The sequence below is a fragment of the Trinickia sp. Z7 genome (assembly GCF_056498045.1).
Genome location: NZ_JAUEQW010000003.1, coordinates 303373 through 320875, shown reverse-complemented (window position 1 = coordinate 320875; position 17503 = coordinate 303373). Strand labels below are relative to the sequence as shown.

The 17503-nt window shown below is 64.0% G+C and carries 15 protein-coding genes; 6 read left to right on the top strand and 9 right to left on the bottom strand.

Translation table 11 applies throughout. From position 1 onward, the window contains the following. Positions 1-18: 18 nt before the first annotated feature. Positions 19-618 carry an acyloxyacyl hydrolase gene (locus QQS38_RS07960; RefSeq protein WP_479644826.1) on the bottom strand — a complete coding sequence of 200 codons (600 nt, stop codon included), beginning with the start codon at positions 616-618 and terminating at the stop codon, positions 19-21. A gap of 346 nt (positions 619-964) precedes the next feature. Here QQS38_RS07960 and rpoH point away from each other — a divergent pair, with 346 nt between their 5' ends. The 5 genes from rpoH (at position 965) to cydX (ending at position 5477) form a co-directional block, all read left to right on the top strand. Then, positions 965-1897 (top strand): RNA polymerase sigma factor RpoH, encoded by a 933-nt coding sequence (rpoH, locus tag QQS38_RS07955; RefSeq protein WP_479644825.1) that lies wholly within the window; start codon positions 965-967, stop codon positions 1895-1897. Positions 1898-2233: 336 nt separating this feature from the next. After that, positions 2234-2545, top strand: coding sequence for a cytochrome oxidase putative small subunit CydP (gene cydP, locus QQS38_RS07950; RefSeq protein ID WP_479644824.1), 312 nt, complete (start codon positions 2234-2236; stop codon positions 2543-2545). Next, the gene (locus QQS38_RS07945; RefSeq protein ID WP_479644823.1) at positions 2535-4130 is read left to right on the top strand and encodes a cytochrome ubiquinol oxidase subunit I; all 1596 of its coding nucleotides are present in this window, start codon (positions 2535-2537) and stop codon (positions 4128-4130) included. Before cydP ends, QQS38_RS07945 begins: the two co-directional genes overlap by 11 nt. Positions 4131-4173: 43 nt before the next feature. Continuing rightward, positions 4174-5310, top strand: a complete 1137-nt coding sequence (gene cydB, locus QQS38_RS07940) for a cytochrome d ubiquinol oxidase subunit II (protein ID WP_479644822.1) — start codon at positions 4174-4176, stop codon at positions 5308-5310. 53 nt (positions 5311-5363) lie between these two features. Continuing rightward, positions 5364-5477 (top strand): cytochrome bd-I oxidase subunit CydX, encoded by a 114-nt coding sequence (gene cydX, locus QQS38_RS07935; RefSeq protein WP_479644821.1) that lies wholly within the window; start codon positions 5364-5366, stop codon positions 5475-5477. Between the two features lie 158 nt (positions 5478-5635). Here the strand turns inward: cydX and nagE are convergent, their stop codons facing one another. From nagE to nagA, 4 genes are all read right to left on the bottom strand, one after another. After that, positions 5636-7390: an N-acetylglucosamine-specific PTS transporter subunit IIBC gene (gene nagE, locus QQS38_RS07930; protein WP_479644820.1), complete on the bottom strand. Its 1755-nt coding sequence runs from the start codon at positions 7388-7390 to the stop codon at positions 5636-5638. 95 nt (positions 7391-7485) lie between these two features. Beyond that, complete coding sequence (gene ptsP, locus QQS38_RS07925; protein WP_479644819.1) at positions 7486-10113, bottom strand: phosphoenolpyruvate--protein phosphotransferase; 2628 nt, start codon at positions 10111-10113, stop codon at positions 7486-7488. A 13-nt stretch (positions 10114-10126) separates the two neighbouring features. Then, on the bottom strand, positions 10127-11143 hold the full coding sequence (locus QQS38_RS07920) for an SIS domain-containing protein (protein ID WP_479644818.1): 1017 nt from the start codon (positions 11141-11143) through the stop codon (positions 10127-10129). Then, positions 11127-12230 (bottom strand): N-acetylglucosamine-6-phosphate deacetylase, encoded by a 1104-nt coding sequence (gene nagA / locus QQS38_RS07915; RefSeq protein ID WP_479644817.1) that lies wholly within the window; start codon positions 12228-12230, stop codon positions 11127-11129. Before nagA ends, QQS38_RS07920 begins: the two co-directional genes overlap by 17 nt. A 459-nt stretch (positions 12231-12689) precedes the next feature. On the opposite strand from nagA, the gene QQS38_RS07910 reads away from it, so the two are divergent. Beyond that, positions 12690-13616, top strand: coding sequence for a bifunctional helix-turn-helix transcriptional regulator/GNAT family N-acetyltransferase (locus QQS38_RS07910; protein ID WP_479644816.1), 927 nt, complete (start codon positions 12690-12692; stop codon positions 13614-13616). A gap of 242 nt (positions 13617-13858) precedes the next feature. Here the strand turns inward: QQS38_RS07910 and QQS38_RS07905 are convergent, their stop codons facing one another. From QQS38_RS07905 to QQS38_RS07890, 4 genes are all read right to left on the bottom strand, one after another. Next, complete coding sequence (locus QQS38_RS07905; protein WP_479644815.1) at positions 13859-14671, bottom strand: MetQ/NlpA family ABC transporter substrate-binding protein; 813 nt, start codon at positions 14669-14671, stop codon at positions 13859-13861. Positions 14672-14827: 156 nt separating this feature from the next. Then, on the bottom strand, positions 14828-15442 hold the full coding sequence (locus QQS38_RS07900) for an SCO family protein (protein ID WP_479644814.1): 615 nt from the start codon (positions 15440-15442) through the stop codon (positions 14828-14830). A gap of 7 nt (positions 15443-15449) precedes the next feature. Continuing rightward, complete coding sequence (gene cyoE / locus QQS38_RS07895; RefSeq protein ID WP_479644813.1) at positions 15450-16355, bottom strand: heme o synthase; 906 nt, start codon at positions 16353-16355, stop codon at positions 15450-15452. A gap of 4 nt (positions 16356-16359) precedes the next feature. After that, on the bottom strand, positions 16360-17469 hold the full coding sequence (locus tag QQS38_RS07890; protein ID WP_479644812.1) for a COX15/CtaA family protein: 1110 nt from the start codon (positions 17467-17469) through the stop codon (positions 16360-16362). Between the last annotated feature and the right edge of the window lie 34 nt (positions 17470-17503).

Here is a 17503-nt window from a genome sequence, read left to right as displayed (position 1 = left end):
GGCGCGCGTGCGCCGCCGTCAGAAGTTGTACTGCAGGTATAGCTGGGTGAAATTTATACCAGGATTCGGCTCTTTGATACCGCCATTCGACACGTGTTGGAAACGCACACCCGCCGCATACTGCTGGCCCGAGCCGAACTGCGCGCCGACGCCGGCCGTCTCGGCGAACTGGAAGGCGGTAGACAGGGTGTACGAATCGGTGATGGTGGGATGCGAAAGGACGCGCACCCCGGCCCCGGCTTCCAGGTACGGACGGATCCAGCCCGAATCCTTGATGAAGCGCACCATCGGCGTCAGGCCGACCTCGTATACGTTGTTGTGAAAGGCGCCCTCATCGGTGTGCCAGTAGCCGAGGTGAGCCTCGCCGAGCAGCGAAAAATGCCAACCGCCGATGTGCCACCAGTTCAGTCCCGGATCCCAAACGAAGCCGAGATCGACTTTTTTGACTTTGTGCTGCGCGACGCCGAGCCCGATCTGAACGCCGAACGTGTGATCCGAGGACGCCGCCGGCGCCGCTTCCTGCGCCGGCGCCGCTGCCGTGGCGCTTAGCAGCAGCGCCGCGAGGATGCCGCGCAGCGCGACATTGTTGAGCCCGGTCAAATGGTTTTTCTTTTTCATCTCGATACTCCAACCATACGAGTTGAACGCCGATGGTCCCCGGCGGCTGCAGCGGGGTCGAATGATCATTACTGTGTGGCCAATAGCTCAAAGGTACTGTTTCTGGCAAAACATTGTTGGCGAACTGTGCAAGGTGGGCACCGGGGTCTAGCGCGCCGCGCCGCCTCGGCAGTGCGTCCGACAGAGGCGTAAAATAGGCTATCGAAACCCACAGTTTGATAGGTCGATGGAACTTCTGTGGGACGACGGACTCGAACGCTTAGCACTCTCCGAAACGGAGTGCTAATATCCCCCGTGGAGTTGTCTTCGTGACTGAGCAGTACTCGATTCACAAGGAGTTTCTTACGTGAGCAACGCAATGACCCTTCCGAACACTCTGCGCCCGGCGTCCGCTAAGGCCGCTTCGGCAGGTGCTCTCACGCTCGCGCCGTCGATGCTGCCGGGTCAGCTCGGCAACATCGACGCCTACATCCAAGCCGTCAATCGCATCCCGATGCTGAGCGCGGAAGAAGAACGCGAACTCGCCACCGAATACCGTCAGCAAGCCAGCTTGGAGGCCGCGCGCCGGCTCGTCCTCTCCCACCTGCGCCTGGTCGTGTCGGTCGCGCGCAACTATTTGGGCTACGGCCTGCCGCACGCGGATCTGATTCAAGAAGGCAACATTGGTCTGATGAAGGCCGTGAAGCGCTTCGATCCGGAGCAAAACGTGCGCCTGGTCTCGTACGCGATCCATTGGATCAAGGCCGAGATTCACGAGTACATCTTGCGCAATTGGCGTATGGTCAAGGTCGCGACCACGAAGGCGCAGCGCAAGCTGTTCTTCAACCTGCGCAGCCACAAGCAAAACCTGCATACGTTCACGCCGGACGAAATCGAGGGCCTGGCGAAAGAACTCAACGTCAAGCGCGAAGAAGTGTCGGAGATGGAAACGCGCTTGTCGGGCGGCGACGTGGCGCTCGAAGGGCAGGTCGAGGACGGCGAGGAATCGTTCGCGCCCATCGCCTATCTGGCCGATTCGCACAACGAGCCGACAGCCGTGCTCGCCGCGCGGCAGAACGACCGCTTGCAAACCGATGGCATCGCCCAAGCGCTCGACTCCCTCGATGCGCGCAGCCGTCGCATCATCGAGGCGCGCTGGCTCCATGTGGCAGACGACGGCTCGGGCGGCTCCACGCTGCATGAACTCGCCGAAGAATTCGGCGTGTCGGCCGAACGCATTCGTCAGATCGAAGCTAGCGCGATGAAGAAGATGCGCACGGCGCTGGCGGAGTACGCATAAGCGCGCCCGCGGCGTTTCGTCTCGTCGCTTCGTCAAAATCCCGCTGCATGTGCGCAGCGGGATTTTTTTTGCCGCGCTCCCGCACATGCCGGCGGTCACCGCATTGAGGCGCGCACGCGGCGTTTCCGGGCGCTCCGAGCCGTTGCGAACCCGGGCGCCGGTGCAACGGCGCCACATATTCAGCCCCCGATCGCCCTGCGTTAAAGCGCCGCGCCCTTGTCGCAGGTCAATGGCCCGCCTCCCTGTGCGCTCTACGATGAATTCGACTGCTTCGGTGGCTTGAACGTCTGCCTCTCGCCTCCCTCCCGTGGGTGAATCGGACAAGCCTCAAACCGAATGCGGCGATCACAGGAATCCGAGGCCATGCGAGCCGTCCATCGTAAAGCCACTGCGCATGCCGCGCCCCCTTTCGGCCGCGCGCATCGTTCGCTTGCAACATCGCTCGGTCGATGGGTGCGAGGCCGAACGTTCACACGCGACATCACCCTCGTGCTCGCGCTCAAGGTCGTATTGCTGATCGCACTGAAGTTCGCTTTTTTCAATCACCCTCGCGCGCACGATATGTCTCTGCCGCCCGCGGAAGTCGCGAGGGCGCTGCTTTCCTCTCCCGCCCCTCGCGTGTCACAAGGAGTCGGCCATGCTCAGTAGTGAAGTCGTCGATCTCTCGCGCCTGCAATTCGGCGTGACAGCCCTTTATCACTTTTTATTCGTCCCGCTCACGCTCGGGCTCTCATGGCTGCTCGTCATCATGGAAGCCGTTTTCGTGATGACCGACAAGCCGGTCTACAAAGACATGACCCAGTTCTGGGGCAAGCTGTTCGGCATCAACTTTGCCATGGGCGTCACAACGGGCATCACGCTCGAATTCCAGTTCGGAACGAATTGGGCCTATTACTCGCACTATGTGGGCGATATCTTCGGCGTGCCGCTCGCCGTCGAAGGGCTCATGGCGTTCTTTCTCGAATCGACGTTCGTGGGGCTGTTCTTTTTCGGCTGGAATCGCCTCTCGAAGGTGCAGCATCTGGTCGTCACGTTTCTCGTGGCTCTCGGCTCGAACCTCTCGGCGTTGTGGATCCTCGTTGCCAACGGCTGGATGAATTACCCGGTCGGCGCCTCGTTCAACTACGAAACGATGCGCATGGAACTCACGAGCCTGTTCGCCGTGATCTTCAATCCGATTGCGCAGGTCAAATTCGTTCATACGGTATCGGCCGGTTACGTGACCGCTTCGATGTTCGTGCTCGGGATTTCGTCCTGGTACCTGCTCAAGCGCCGCAACGTCGATTTCGCGCTGCGATCGTTCACCGTCGCAGCGGGGTTCGGGTTGGCATCGACGCTCTGCGTCATCGTGCTCGGCGACGAATCCGGCTACAACACCGGTGAAGTTCAAAAAGCCAAGCTCGCCGCCATCGAAGCGGAATGGGACACGGCTAAGCCGCCCGCGGCCTTCACGGTGTTCGGCATTCCGAACCAGGCGGCGCAACGCACCGATTACGCGCTTCGCGTCCCCTACGCCCTCGGCATCATTGCCACGCGATCGCTCGACGAGCCGGTGATCGGGCTGAAAGACCTGGCGGCTGAAAACGAGACGCATGTCCGAAACGGCATGCTCGCCTACGCCGCCTTGCAACAGTTGAAGCAAGGCGACACATCCGCCACCGCGCGCGCCGCCTTCGATGCGCACAAGAGCGATCTCGGCTATGGACTGTTGCTCAAACCCATGACGCCGCGCGTCACCGATGCGACGCCGGAACAGATCCATCGCGCCGCCGCATCGACCATCCCCCCCGTCGCACCGATCTTCTTCTCGTTCCGACTGATGGTCGGCCTCGGGATCCTGTTCCTCGCGACTTTCGTCTACGCGTTCTGGTTGTGCGCGCGTCGCGCCGTGCTCGACGATCGCCGCCGCTGGTTCCTGCGCTGGGCCGTGTGGGCCATTCCTCTGCCGTGGCTCGCGGCGGAATTCGGCTGGGTCGTGGCCGAGCTCGGACGTCAGCCCTGGACGATCGCCGGCATCTTGCCGACGCATCTGTCCGTGTCGAGCCTTTCGGCCACCGACGTGTATCTGAGCCTCGCGGGATTCGCACTGTTCTATACGGCACTGTTCGTCGTCGAAATTACGCTGATGTTCAAGTACGCGCGCCTCGGCCCTGCCTCGCTGCACACGGGCCGCTACCAGACGGAAGCCGAGCCGAAACCGGCGGCAGTCGTCGCAAGCGACACGCCCGTGTGAAGCCGCGGATGCATCTACGTCATCGATCGATCAAAGGACCATCATGGACTACGCAACGCTCAAGGTGATTTGGTGGGCGCTCATCGGCACGCTGCTGATCGGCTTCGCGCTGACGGACGGCTTCGACATGGGTGCGGCCATCTTGCTGCCGTTCGTCGGTAAGACCGACGACGAACGCCGCATCGTCGTGAACACGGTCGGCGCGACCTGGGAAGGCAACCAGGTTTGGCTCATCACGGCCGGCGGCGCCATGTTCGCGAGTTGGCCGCTCGTCTACGCGGCTTCGTTTTCAGGCTTCTATTTCGCCATGCTGCTCGTGCTGTTCGCGCTGTTCTTTCGGCCCGTCGGCTTCGACTATCGCAGCAAACGCGCCGATCCACGGTGGCGCTGCGCGTGGGATTGGGCGCTGTTCGCAGGCGGCTTCGTGCCCGCCCTAGTGTTCGGCGTCGCCTTCGGCAATCTCCTGCAAGGCGCGCCTTTTTCATTCGACAGCGATATGCGTGTCACCTATCACGGCTCGTTCTTCGCCCTGCTCAATCCGTTCGCGCTCCTGACGGGCTTCGTCAGCTTGTCGATGCTGATCGCGCACGGCGCGTCGTTCGTGAAGATGAAGACCGATGGCGTCGTGTCCGAGCGAGCCGCGCTCGCGCTGCGGGCGGCGACCGTCCTTACGTTGCTTTGCTTCGCATTGGCCGGCGCGCTGATCGCGACGTCGATCGTGGGCTACCGAATCGAAAGCGCGCCGCCGTTCGATACGATCGCCAATCCGCTTCTGAAAACCGTCGATTCGGGCAAGGGGCTTTGGCTCGCCAACTACGGCCGCTTTCCATGGATGACGATCGCGCCCGCGCTCGGCTTCGCAGGCGGCCTCGTTGCGTTCGCCCTCGCCCGCTCGCGCTTCGAGAAGACCGCTTTCATCGCGACAGGCGTCATGATCGTCGGCGTGATTCTCACGGCGGGCTTCTCGATGTTTCCGTTCATCATGCCGTCCTCGCTCGATGCGAAGAGCAGCCTGACGGTATGGGATTCGACCTCGAGCCGGCTCACGCTGCAAATCATGCTCGTCGCCGTGATCGTGTTCTTGCCGATCATTCTCGTTTATACGGGATGGGTCTATCGCGTCATGCGCGGCAAGGTCACGCGGGCCGCCCTCGAGGAAAACCGCCATTCGATGTATTGATCGGCGCTCTGCCTCCACGGAGCGGAGCCGGCATTGAGTCAGGAGAACGAATCATGTGGTACTTCAGTTGGATTCTCGGCATCGGTCTCGCGCTCGCGTTTGGCATCATCAACGCGATGTGGCTCGAATCCCGAGTTGAAAAAGCGGAAATTGCGCAGGAGCGATAGGGGCCGTTGGACCTCGGCGGGCTGGTCGCCGGCGGGAGGCCGTATCTTCCTCTCGTCCCGCTCATCCCGTCCGCAAACGAAAAGCAGCGCCTCGACGGGCGCTGCTTTTCATTGCTGCTTCGCGCTTCGGCTATTCGAAGCGCGCTGACATCAGCGCATCACACCGGCTGAGGCGAAGGGCCGCCCGAGGCAGGCAAACGCGTGGCCAGTTGCTCCGCATAGCGCTGCGCGGCCGGACCGCACACGATGTGGAACGTGTCGGCCGATACCCAGGCCACGTCCAGCGCGGCAAGCCGTTGACGGTCGACCGCCGACGGATCGCGCACCACGACGCGCAGCCGGGTTGCCGCCACGGCATCGAGCGCCGCGACGTTGGTCGCGCCACCGAACACGGCGAGCCACCGCATCGGGTCCGGGTCGAGCGGGCCGGCAGAGCCTGCTTGAACGTCGAGCGCCTTCGAAGCCGTGGCTTGCGCGCCGGCGCCCGGCGCTGCGCCGGCAATCACGGCGCGCATTTCATCGGCGATCATATCGGCCTCGGGCCCGATCACCACCTGCACGTTGTGCGCATCGCGCTTGAGCACGCCGCGTGCGCCGGCTGCTTTTAGCGCGGGCTCGGAGATCTTCCCGGCATCGACGACGGACAGTCGCAGCCGCGTCGTGCAAGCATCGACGAGCGTCAGGTTTTGCGCGCCGCCCAGCGCGGCGATGTAGCGATCGGCCCGCGAGGAAGCTGCGCCGGCGACGGGCGCGACGTAGCCGCCTTCCGCATACGACTGAACTTGCGCATCGGCGTTCGCGCTCTCGCGGCCCGGCGTGGCCATGTTGAACTTGCGGATGAAGAAGCGGAACAGTCCGTAGTAGACCACCGCATAAACGAGGCCGATCGGAATCGCGAGCCAGCCCTTCGTCGACAAGCCGTAGTTCAACACGTAGTCGATCGCGCCCGCCGAGAACGTGAAGCCCAGATGCACTCCCAGCGCTTGGCAAATGGCGAGCGATAGTCCCGTCAACACCGCGTGGATCACGTACAGCACGGGGGCGAGGAACATGAAGGTGAACTCGACCGGCTCGGTCACCCCCGTCAGGAACGACGTGAGAGCCATCGAGAACAGCAGGCCGCCCACCAATGCGCGGCGCTCCTTCGGCGCTTCATGGAACATGGCCAAACACGCGGCGGGCAAGCCGAACATCATGACGGGGAAGAAGCCCGTCATGAAGCCGCCCGCGGTCGGGTCGCCCGCGAAGAAGCGGTGCAGATCGCCCGTCACGGCCGCGCCGCCGCCCGGCGGCGTGAACGTGCCGAAGACGAACCAAGCGAGCGAGTTGATGATGTGATGCAGGCCCGTGACCAGCAAGAGCCGGTTCAACGTGCCGTAGACGAACACGCCGATGGCGCCGGCCGTGGTGAGCCAGTGTCCGGTCGCATCGATCGCCAATTGCACCGGTTGCCAGACGTACCCGAAGACGATGCCGAGCACCACGCACACTAGCCCCGTGATGATCGGCACGAACCGTTTTCCGCCGAAAAACGCGAGGTAGTCCGGCAGCTTGATGTCCTTGTACCGGTTATAAAGCAGCCCCGCGACAATGCCCGCGATGATGCCCGAGAGCACGCCCATGTTGAGCTTGTCGTTGATGTCCTTCATCACCGCGATTTCGATCAGATAGCCGATCGCACCGGCGAGCGCGGCCACGCCGTTGTTGTCCTTCGCGAAACCCACCGCCACGCCGATGGCGAACAGCAGCGGCAAGTTGTCGAAGATCGTGCCGCCCGCATCGGCGATCATCTTGATGTTGAGCACATCGGCCTGGCCGAGCCTGAGCAAGATGCCCGCGACCGGCAATACCGCAATCGGCAGCATCAGCGCCCGCCCTAAGCGCTGCACCTTTAGAAATGGGTTCGCGTCCATTGATTTCTCCAGTTGGTCCGTCTCGTCGTTGATGTGTCGTGTGTCCGTACTCGATCGTCTAAGTGCGATTTCGGGCGTCGGATTAGTTAGGAGGCCTAATCCACGGGCCAGATCTCGCGGCTTGCTGCTCTTACCGCCTGTGCCGAATCGAGCTCGAGCAAATCGCTCGCGCGTTGACGGCACAGTTGATAATCCAGGGTGCGCACGCGCGCTTTGATGCCCGGAACGGCCACCGGGTCCACCGACAGCTCGGTGACGCCAAGGCCCACGAGCAACGGCACGGCCAAGGGGTCGCCGGCTAAGGCGCCGCATACCCCCACCCACTTGCCGTGCTTGGCCGCGCCTTGCGTCGTCAGCTCGATCAAGCGCAACACCGCCGGATGCAGGCCGTCGGCCTGCGCTGCCAGATCGGCCTGGCAGCGGTCCATCGCAAGCGTGTATTGCGTCAAGTCGTTCGTGCCGATCGAGAGAAAATCGGCGTGACGCGCGAGCTGATCGGCAAGCAGCGCCGCGGAGGGCACCTCGATCATCACCCCTACCTCGACGGCGTCGGTGCGGCCCAAGCCGCGTGCGAGATCGTCGATGCGATTGCGCACGCGCACGAGTTCGCCCGCATCGGTCACCATCGGCAACAAGATGCGCACGCAACCATGCGGTTGGACGGCGATGAGGCCGCGCAGCTGTTCGTCGAGCAAATCGGGGCGCACCTGCGCAAGCCGGATGCCGCGCAAACCGAGGGCGGGGTTCGTCTCGTGGGGCAGCGTCAGATACGGCACTTCCTTGTCCGCGCCGACATCGAGCGTGCGGATGATCGCCGTGCGGCCCTCGAGCGCATCGACGATCGATTGATAGCTTTGGCGATGTTCTTCGGCATTGGGCGCCGACTCGCGGTGGATGAACAACAACTCGGTGCGCAGCAGCCCGACCGCGTCGGCGCCGTTCTCGAGGGCGGTGCGGGCGTCGTCGATCGTTGCGATGTTCGCCGCGACTTCGATGGCGCGGCCGTCGCGCGTCGCCGCCGCTTGTCGCGACGTGCGGCGGTTCGTTTCTCGCACGCCGGCCAGGCGCTGACGCTCGAGACGCGCACGCTCGACGTCGAGTTCGGTCGGCGCGTATTCGAGCCGGCCGGCGCTCGCATCGACGACGACTTGCGTGCCGTCGGGAATGGCGTGCAGGGCGTCGCCCACGGCGACGAGCGCGGGAATGCCGAGTTGCCGCGCGATGATCGCCGCGTGCGATGTCGCGCCGCCGCCGGCCATCACGAGCGCGGTCACGCGCGCGCGGTCGAGCGAGGATAGATCCGAAGGCGTGAACTCGTTCGCGGCCAACACGGCTTCGCTCGGCAGCGTGCGTGCGGCCGGGTTGGCGTAGCCCAGGGCGCGCAGCACGCGTTTTTCGATGTCGCGCAAATCGGCGGCGCGCTCGGCGAGCAACATATCTTCGACATGCGCGAGCACCGCGATTTGCGCGCGGATCGACGCGCGCCAGGCGAAGCCCGCGCTTTTGCCGAGGCTGATCAGATCGCGGGCGGCGTCCACGAGCGTCGGATCTTCGAGCAGCACGCGATGCACGGCGAAGATGCCGGCCTCGCCGACAGCCCCGCGCTGCGATGCGTCGCGCACCGTGGTGTTCAATTCTTGATCGACGGTCGCGAGCGCTCGATCGAGCAAGCGGCTTTCGGCCGCGGGCGTTCCACTGGCGAGTTCGGGAGGAACGAGTTCGGCGTCGTCCCAGCGCACGAGTGTGCCGACGGCGATTCCCGGCGCCGCGCATACGCCAGCCAGCGTGTTCGGGTCCAGCGGCATGCCCGAGGGCCGCTCTGCTTGCCCCGGAGCCGGCGAATTCACTCGCGCCGGCGTTTCCTCGAGTTCGCCGTGCACCTCGCGCAGCAACTCGCGCGCGACCGCTTCCACGGCTTGCGCCGCATCGCGTCCGCTGCCGACGATCTCCACCGTCGCGCCCTCGCCCGCGCCCAGGCCAAGCAGGCCGACGACGCTTTGAACGTTCGCATGCCGGCCGTCGTGATGCACTTCGACATGCGCCTGCAAGCCTCGCACCGATTCTCTGGCGCGCGCCGCGGGACGCGCATGCAGTCCGCCCGACTGCATCAACGTGACGATGCGGCTCGCCTGGACTTTGACGTCAGCCGTTTGCGCCGTTTGCGCCGGTTCGACCGTTCCCGCCGCTTGGGCCGCCGGTTGTGCTTGCGTTTGCGCAGCATCGCCTGTGCTGCGTACGGCCAGCAAGGGCGTCACGCCAGCAGTGACGCGACCCGATGCGCGCTCGACGATCTCGAACACGTCGGAATTGGCGATCGCGATGACCGAAACCAAGCTGGGCGCCTTCGTGCCGACCGTATCCTGATCGAATTCGATGAGCAGATCGCCCGCTCGCACGTGGGCGCCTTGCGCAACTTTCGCCGTGAATCCGGCGCCGCCCAATTCCACCGTGTCGATACCGATATGCAATAGAATCTCGGCGCCCTCCGGCGTTTGCAGCGTGACCGCGTGACCGGTTCGCGCCAAATGCGTGACGAGCCCGTCGCACGGCGCGACGAGACGCCCCTCGAGCGGATCGATGGCGAGCCCGTCGCCGAACATGCCCTCGGCGAAGACAGGATCGGGGACGTCTGCGAGCGGCACTACCGGGCCTGTCAGGGGCGCCAGCAGGACCAGCGTGGCCGGGGCTTGATTCATTAGTCGGGACTCCTCAGCACGTTCCATCCGCATGTCTCGCTCAGTGGGTTTCGGTGATTTTGTTCAAATGGCGCGGTGCGTCGGGATCGCGACCGCGCGCGGCCGCGAGTTCGGCGGCCATGACGTAGAAGGTTTGGATGACCGCGATCGGATCGAGCGCGGGGTGGCGGCTCGTCGCGAGCGGCAATTGCGCGTCCTCGACATCCTCTGGCGCCGCAAGCAACACACGCGCGCCGCGCGAGCGCATGTCGGCGGCAAGCCGGATCAACCCCGCCTGCTCGGGGCCGCGCGGCGCGAACACGAGCAACGGGTAGCCTCGATCGATGAGTTCCATCGGGCCGTGGCGCACCTCGGCGCTCGAGAACGCTTCGGCTTGAATGCCCGACGTCTCTTTCAGTTTGAGCGCCGCTTCTTGCGCCACCGCCAGCCCAAGGCCGCGCCCGATCACGATCATGCGCTCGACCTCGCGCAGCGTATCGACCGCGGGCGACCAATCGATCACGGCAGCGTCGCGCAATGTGTCGGGCAACGCCCGCAGCGCATCGATCAAAACCGGGTCGCGTTGCCAATAGGCGACGAGTTGCGCCGAGATCGACAACATGGCGATGTAGCTCTTGGTGGCCGCGACCGAATGCTCGGGACCGGCCAGCAGCGGCAGTTGCCATTCGCAAGCATCGGCAAGCGGCGATGCGGGCGCGTTCACGGCGCTCACGGTCAGCGCCCCGGCATCGCGCAGCGCCGTCATCGTATCGACGAGATCTGGGCTGCGGCCCGACTGCGAAAACGCGACCGCCAGTTCGCCCGCCACACGCAGGGGCGCCGCTTGCAGCGTCGCGATCGACATCGGCAGCGACGCCACGGGCACGCCGATGCGGCTCATGGCGAGGCTGGCGAAGTAGCTCGCGGCGTGATCGGAACTGCCGCGCGCAACGGTGAGCGCAACGTGACACGGTTTGGCCGCCAGGACCGAGGCGAGCGCCTCGACCCGTGCGCTGTCGGCGCATTGGCTTTGCACGACGGCACTCGCAGCGAGCGCCTCTTTAAGCATATTCGACAATCTGCTCCCCTTCGACAAAAGTCGCCGCCAAGCTCAGGTCGCGCTCGAACACGACGACGTCGGCCCACGCGCCGCGCGCGAGCCGGCCTCGGTCTTCGATACCGAGGTAGTCGGCGGCATAGCGCGACATGCGGTTCGAAACATCGGCAAGCGGTAGGCCCAGCGATACGAGGTTGCGCAGCGCGGCATCCATGGTCAGCGTGCTGCCTGCGAGCGTGCCGTCCGCTAGCCGCACGCCGCCGAGGCACTTCGTCACATGCTGGCTGCCGAGGCGATATTCGCCGTCGGGCATGCCGGTCGCCGACGTGCTGTCCGTCACGACGTACAGGCGCGGGATGGCCCGCAACGCCGCGCGAATCGCGCCGGGATGCACGTGCAGTAGATCGGGAATGATTTCGGCGAATTCCGCGTGCGCGAACGCGGCGCCGACCAATCCCGGATTGCGATGGTGCATCGGCGACATCGCATTGAACAAATGCGTGAAGCCGCACGCGCCGTGCTTGAGCGCTGCCACGGCGTCGTCATAGGTGGCGAGCGAGTGACCCAACTGCACGCGGACGCCGCGAGCCACCATCTCCGAGATGATTTCCATGTGCCCCGCGATCTCGGGGGCGAGCGTGACGACACGGATGGGCGCGACCGACAGGTACTGCAGCACTTCGTCCAGCACTGCGCTGACGGCGGCGTCGGGTTGCGCGCCCAGCTTGCCGGGGTTGATGTAGGGGCCTTCCAGATGCACCCCGAGCACGCGCGCGCCCCCGGGCGTACGCGTGCGGGTCACCTCGCCCAACCCGGCGACGACCGCGAGCAATTCGTCGCGCGGCGCAGTCATCGTCGTCGCGAGCAGGCTCGTCGTGCCGTGGCGGGCATGCGTGCGCACGATCGTTTCGATCGCGGCCCCCGCTTCCATCACGTCGGCGCCGCCGCCGCCATGCACGTGCAGGTCGATGAAGCCGGGAAGGATGTAAGGCTCGGTGTTGGTCGCGGGGTCGGCCGCCACACCTTCGAGCGCGGTGATCCTTCCGTTCTCATAGTGGAGCGTGCCGCGTATCCAACCATCCGGCGTCAAGATGTTTCCGTTCAACATGGGATTGCTATCTCAAAAAAACTCGAGCGGGCGCATGGTGCGCGCCATCGCGACTGCGTATCGCGTGCGGGCCTACCTCGGGGCGTCCTCGGACGTGGGTAGGGGCGATCAAATTGGAGCCCATTATATAACCAGATTAGTACCAGTCAATGAAGGCTACGAGCGCGCCCGAAAACCCGCCTCACCCTTTCTGGACAAGGCTTTCATGGCGACTGCGTCGAACTTTTCCGCATTTTCGGGACATCGGGACTTACCCGGAGCGCATGCGCGGCATGGCCGTCAGGAGGCTGCAAACAGGCTGAAAACAGGCTGAAAACAGGCCACAAACAGCCGCTACCGCAGACGGAAGTACCTGTTTAGTACCAGCTGGGGTGTCGAGCAAAGCTTGTTTGTTGACCGCGATCCCATATAGTTCTGACTAATTTAGACGATACGGTGACGAACCGGAGAAAGCCTGCATTGACAGACCCTATCTTGATGCGCCGCGCCGAGGCGGTGCGCCATTTCAATCGCTTTTACACGCAGCACATCGGCGTGCTGCATGAATTTCTGCAAAAGAGCCCCTTCTCGCTGACCGAAGTGCGGGTGCTGCGCGAGCTCGCGCTCGGCACCGTCTCGACCGCCACGGAGTTAGCGCGCACGCTCGGTCTCGACAGCGGCTATCTGAGCCGCGTCTTGACGAGCTTCGAGCGCCGCCAATTGATCTCGCGGCGGCAATCGGAAACCGACGCCCGGCAGTCGCTGCTCGCTATGACGCCGGTGGGACGCGCCGCCTACGCGCCGCTCGAAGTCGCTGCCCTGGACGAAGTGCGCGGCGTGCTCGGTTCGTTATCGGCGGCGGGACAAGAGCAATTGCTCGAAGCGATGCGCATCATCGAGCGGTTGCTCGATCGCACCGCGTCGCGAACTCCAGTGCTGCTACGAGCGCCCAGGGCCGGCGATTACGGCTGGCTCGTGCACCGTCAGGCGTTGCTGTTCGAAGCCGAATATGGGGTGGACCCGCGCTTCGAAGCTGCCGCGTCGCAGGAAATCGCGCAATTCGCGCAGCAGGAGGACCCGGAGCGCGCGATGTGCTGGATTGCGGAGCAGCGGCAGAGCATCGTCGGCGGGGCGTTCGTTGCCGCGCTGTCGGGGCGCACGGCACGCATGCGGCTGCTGTATGTGGAGCCCGAGGCGCGGGGCCTGGGCATCGGCACGCTGCTCGTCGCGCAAAGCATCGGCTTTGCCCAACGGGCAGGGTACGAGAAACTGGTTCTGACGACCTACGGCGCGCTCGACGACGGGCGTGGCGTATTCGAGCGCGCGGGCTTTCGCTGGGTCGCGACGGAGCCGGAGCGGCGCTTTGGACGCGGCGTGATGATGCAAACGTGGGAACGCACGCTCTGAGTCCTCAGATCGCTTACCGACAGGCAGACAAGCAGACAGGCCGCCTGGTCGCGCAGCGCGCCGCCGATGAAAACACGCCGCCTCATGCACGCACGGCATAGCTTGGATCGACGTCCAAGCTTTGATCCAGCAATTCAATCGTGCGGCCTTCGTGGGCCCATCGACGGCGCGAGCGAAGTATCGTTCCTACAGGCATCGAGCATTCGCGAGCCGATGCCGTGTCTTCAGGTGCGTGTCGTCGATTAGAACGACGGCACCATGGCGCCTTTGAACTGCGTGTCGATGAAATCGCGCACCGGCTGCGAGTGGTAAGCGGCCACGAGCTTTTTCACCCAAGGTTTGTCTTTGTCCTGCGCACGCACCGCAATCAAATTCGCGTAAGGGCTATGTACGTCTTCGCGCGCGAGCGCATCTTTGGTTGGCTGCAGCCCTGCGGCCAGCGCATAGTTCGTGTTGATCACGGCCGCATCGACGTCGCCCAGCGAGCGCGGCAGTTGCGCAGCGTCGAGCTCGAGCAGCTTGAGCTTTTTCGGATTGTCGGCAATATCGAGCGTCGTCGCATTGTTGCCGTTCGTGCCGGTGCCCGGCTTCAGCTTGACGAGCCCCCGGGTCTGCAACAACAGCAATGCACGATTTTCGTTCGAAGGGTCATTGGGCAACGCGACCTTGGCGCCCGGCTGAAGATCCTTCAAGGCTTTGAGCTTTTTCGAATAGATGCCGATCGGCGAGATATAGGTGAGCCCGGCGGTGACGATCTTGTAGCCGCGCTGTTTGACTTGACTGTCGAGATAGGGCTGATGCTGGAAGGCGTTCGCATCGAGGTCGCCCGCATCGAGCGCGGCATTCGGCTGCACGTAATCGTTGAAGGTGACGATCTTGATGTCGAGGCCTTCGCTCTTGGCGACCTTCTGAACGACCGCCCACGTCTGTTCATCGGGACCGGCAATCGTGCCGACCTTGATGACTTGATTCTCGGCGTGTGCGGCGGAGGCGAAAATGAATGCGGTGGTGGCAGCGACCGACGAGATGAGCTTCAGAAGCGTTTTGCGTTGCATGGAGACTCGCTTTCTTTATTGGAGAGGGAGGAAAACCATGCGATGGTGTCATAGCACCGAGGCGAAGGGAAATACGTTGAACTCATATCGATATGCCGCGCGTCGGAACGCGGCCGATCGAATCGATTAGGATGCCGAACTATCTGCGAGCGGAGCTCAGTCGAGCAGCAGCTTCAGATCGTGGACCCAAGGCTGCGCGCCTTGCCCATCGCGAACGAACAAGCGCAGCTTGCCGGAAGGGTCGAAGACGTAGCTCGCCGCGGTGTGGTTCATCGTATAGCTATCGGGCGTCTTACCCGGCACCTTCGCGTAGTAGACGCGAAAATCCTTCGCGACTTTCGCGAGTTGCGCGTCGCTCGGGCGCAGGCCCACGAACGAGGGATTGAACGCCTGCACATACTGCGAGAGCACCGGCGAAGTGTCGCGCTCGGGATCGACCGTGACGAACAGGACTTGCACACGCTTCGCATCGTCCGGCCCAAGCTGTTGCAGCGCTTGGGTGAGCTCGGCCATCGTGGTTGGGCAGACGTCGGGACAGTGCGTGTAGCCGAAGAACAGCACGACCGCCTTGTTCTTGTAATCGGCGAGCGAACGCACTTTGCCGCTCGTATCGGGCAGCGAAAAATCGGAGCCGAACTGCGTGTTGCCCGTCAGATCGAGATTCTGAAACGCAGGCTTGCTTTTGCCGCAGCCTGCGACGACGAGCGCCGCGCCAACGAGGCATGCGGCCACGAACATGCGTGCGGTACGCACGAGCGGAGAGTGGTTCATGAGGAACTCACGCGCCGATCAGGGCGCGTGCGTAGTGATCGACGAGCAGCGCCGCGAACAGCAGCGACAAATAGACGATCGAATAGCGGAAAGTCTTGCGCGCGAGGGCATCGGAGTACTCGCGGTAGATCTTCCATGCATAGCCGAGGAAGATTGCGCCGAGCAGCACGGCGCTCACGAGGTAGACGATCCCGCTCATGCCGGAGACGAAAGGCATCAGCGTGACAGCGAACAGGATCACCGTGTAGAGGAAGATATGCAAGCGCGTGTACTGTTCGCCGTGCGTGTTCGGCAGCATCGGCAAGCCCGCGTTCTCGTAGTCCTTGCGCCGATAAAGCGCCAGCGCCCAAAAGTGCGGGGGCGTCCATACGAAGATGATGAGCACGAGGATCCACGCATCGCCCGGCACGGCGCCGGTGACCGCGGCCCAGCCGAGTGCCGGCGGCATGGCGCCAGAGGCGCCGCCGATGACGATGTTCTGCGGCGTGGCCGGCTTGAGCAAGAGCGTGTAGACGACGGCATAACCGACGAACGTCGCGAACGTGAGCCACATCGTCAAAGGATTCGTGAACGTATAGAGCGTCCACATCCCCGCGCCGCCGAGGGCGGCGGAAAACACCAGAATCTGGGTTGTCGTGATCTCCCCACGGGCCGACGGGCGCCATGCGGTACGGCGCATCATCGCGTCGATCTTCTGTTCGACGAGACAATTGATCGCGAAGGCAGCGCCCGCGGTCAGCCAAATGCCGATCGTGCCGCCGACCAACGCTTTCCACGGCACCATGCCCGGTGTCGACAAAAACATGCCGATGACCGCGCAAAAAACGGCGAGCTGCGTCACACGCGGCTTCGTGAGCGCAAGGTACTGGGAAATTCGGGAGCCGGGGCGGTGAGCTAGTGTCGTGCTTTCCATGGGATCACGCGGGAGCGGCCTCGCGAGGTGGAACGGCGGCGCGGCCAAGTCGGCTGGAAGCGGTTCGGAAGTTTAGCACAACGACGAGCAGCAGCAGGACCGCCGCCCCGCCGTTGTGCGCCACGGCGATCGGCAACGGCCACTGCAGCACGATGTTCGACAGGCCCGTCGCGAACTGCAGCGCCAGCACGATCAGCACGCCCGTCGCCGGCCGGCGCAGCGATTCGAAGCGGCGCATCTTCCAGGCGAGCGCGGCCAGATAGACGAGCACGACGAACGCGAAAGTGCGATGCGTCCAGTGGATCGCGACGAGCGCGTCTTGCGTAATGACTTCGCCGTCGCCCGTCATGCCGAGCGCACGCCACAGGTGAAACCCTTGCGCGAAGTTCATGGAAGGCACCCATCGCCCATTGCAGGTCGGAAAATCGGTACAAGCGAGCACAGCATAATTCGTGCTCACCCAGCCGCCGAGCGCCAGTTGAACCACGAGCAGGACGAGCCCGGCGAGCGCGGCGGCGCGGTAGCGCGCGATGTCCGGCTCGTAGGCAGGCATCGGCGTCAAGCGAGCGGCAAACCAGGCCAGCGCGCCGAGCAGCGTCAGACCTAGCAGCAGATGAGTCGTGACGATCACCGGCTGCAACTTCATCGTCACGGTCCATGCGCCGAATACGCCTTGAACCACGATCAGCAGCAGCAGCGAGGTGGGCCACCAGGGCGACACCGTCAGCGATTTGCGCTTCACGCGCGCCACCCAGGCGCTCGCGGTCTGGGCGATGATGAGCACGCCGATCGCCATCGCGAAATAGCGATGGATCATCTCGATCCAAGCCTTCATGAGGCTGACAGGCCCGCTCGGCATGGCGGCATGCGCCGCCGCGATCTGCGCGTGCGCAAGGAACGGCGAGGCCGTGCCGTAGCACCCCGGCCAGTCCGGGCAGCCCAGCCCCGAATCGGTCAGGCGCGTGAACCCGCCGAACATGATCAGGTCGAGCGTGAGAAAAGTCGTGACCCACACGAGCTTGCGAAACTTATCGTCGCTCGCCTTGATCCAGACATAGCTCAGGGGAAGCAACGCGAGGCACAGCCCTGTCGCGGCGAGTTGCAGCAAAAACATCTAAATGACCTCCAACCAATCGGCGCGCCAGCGG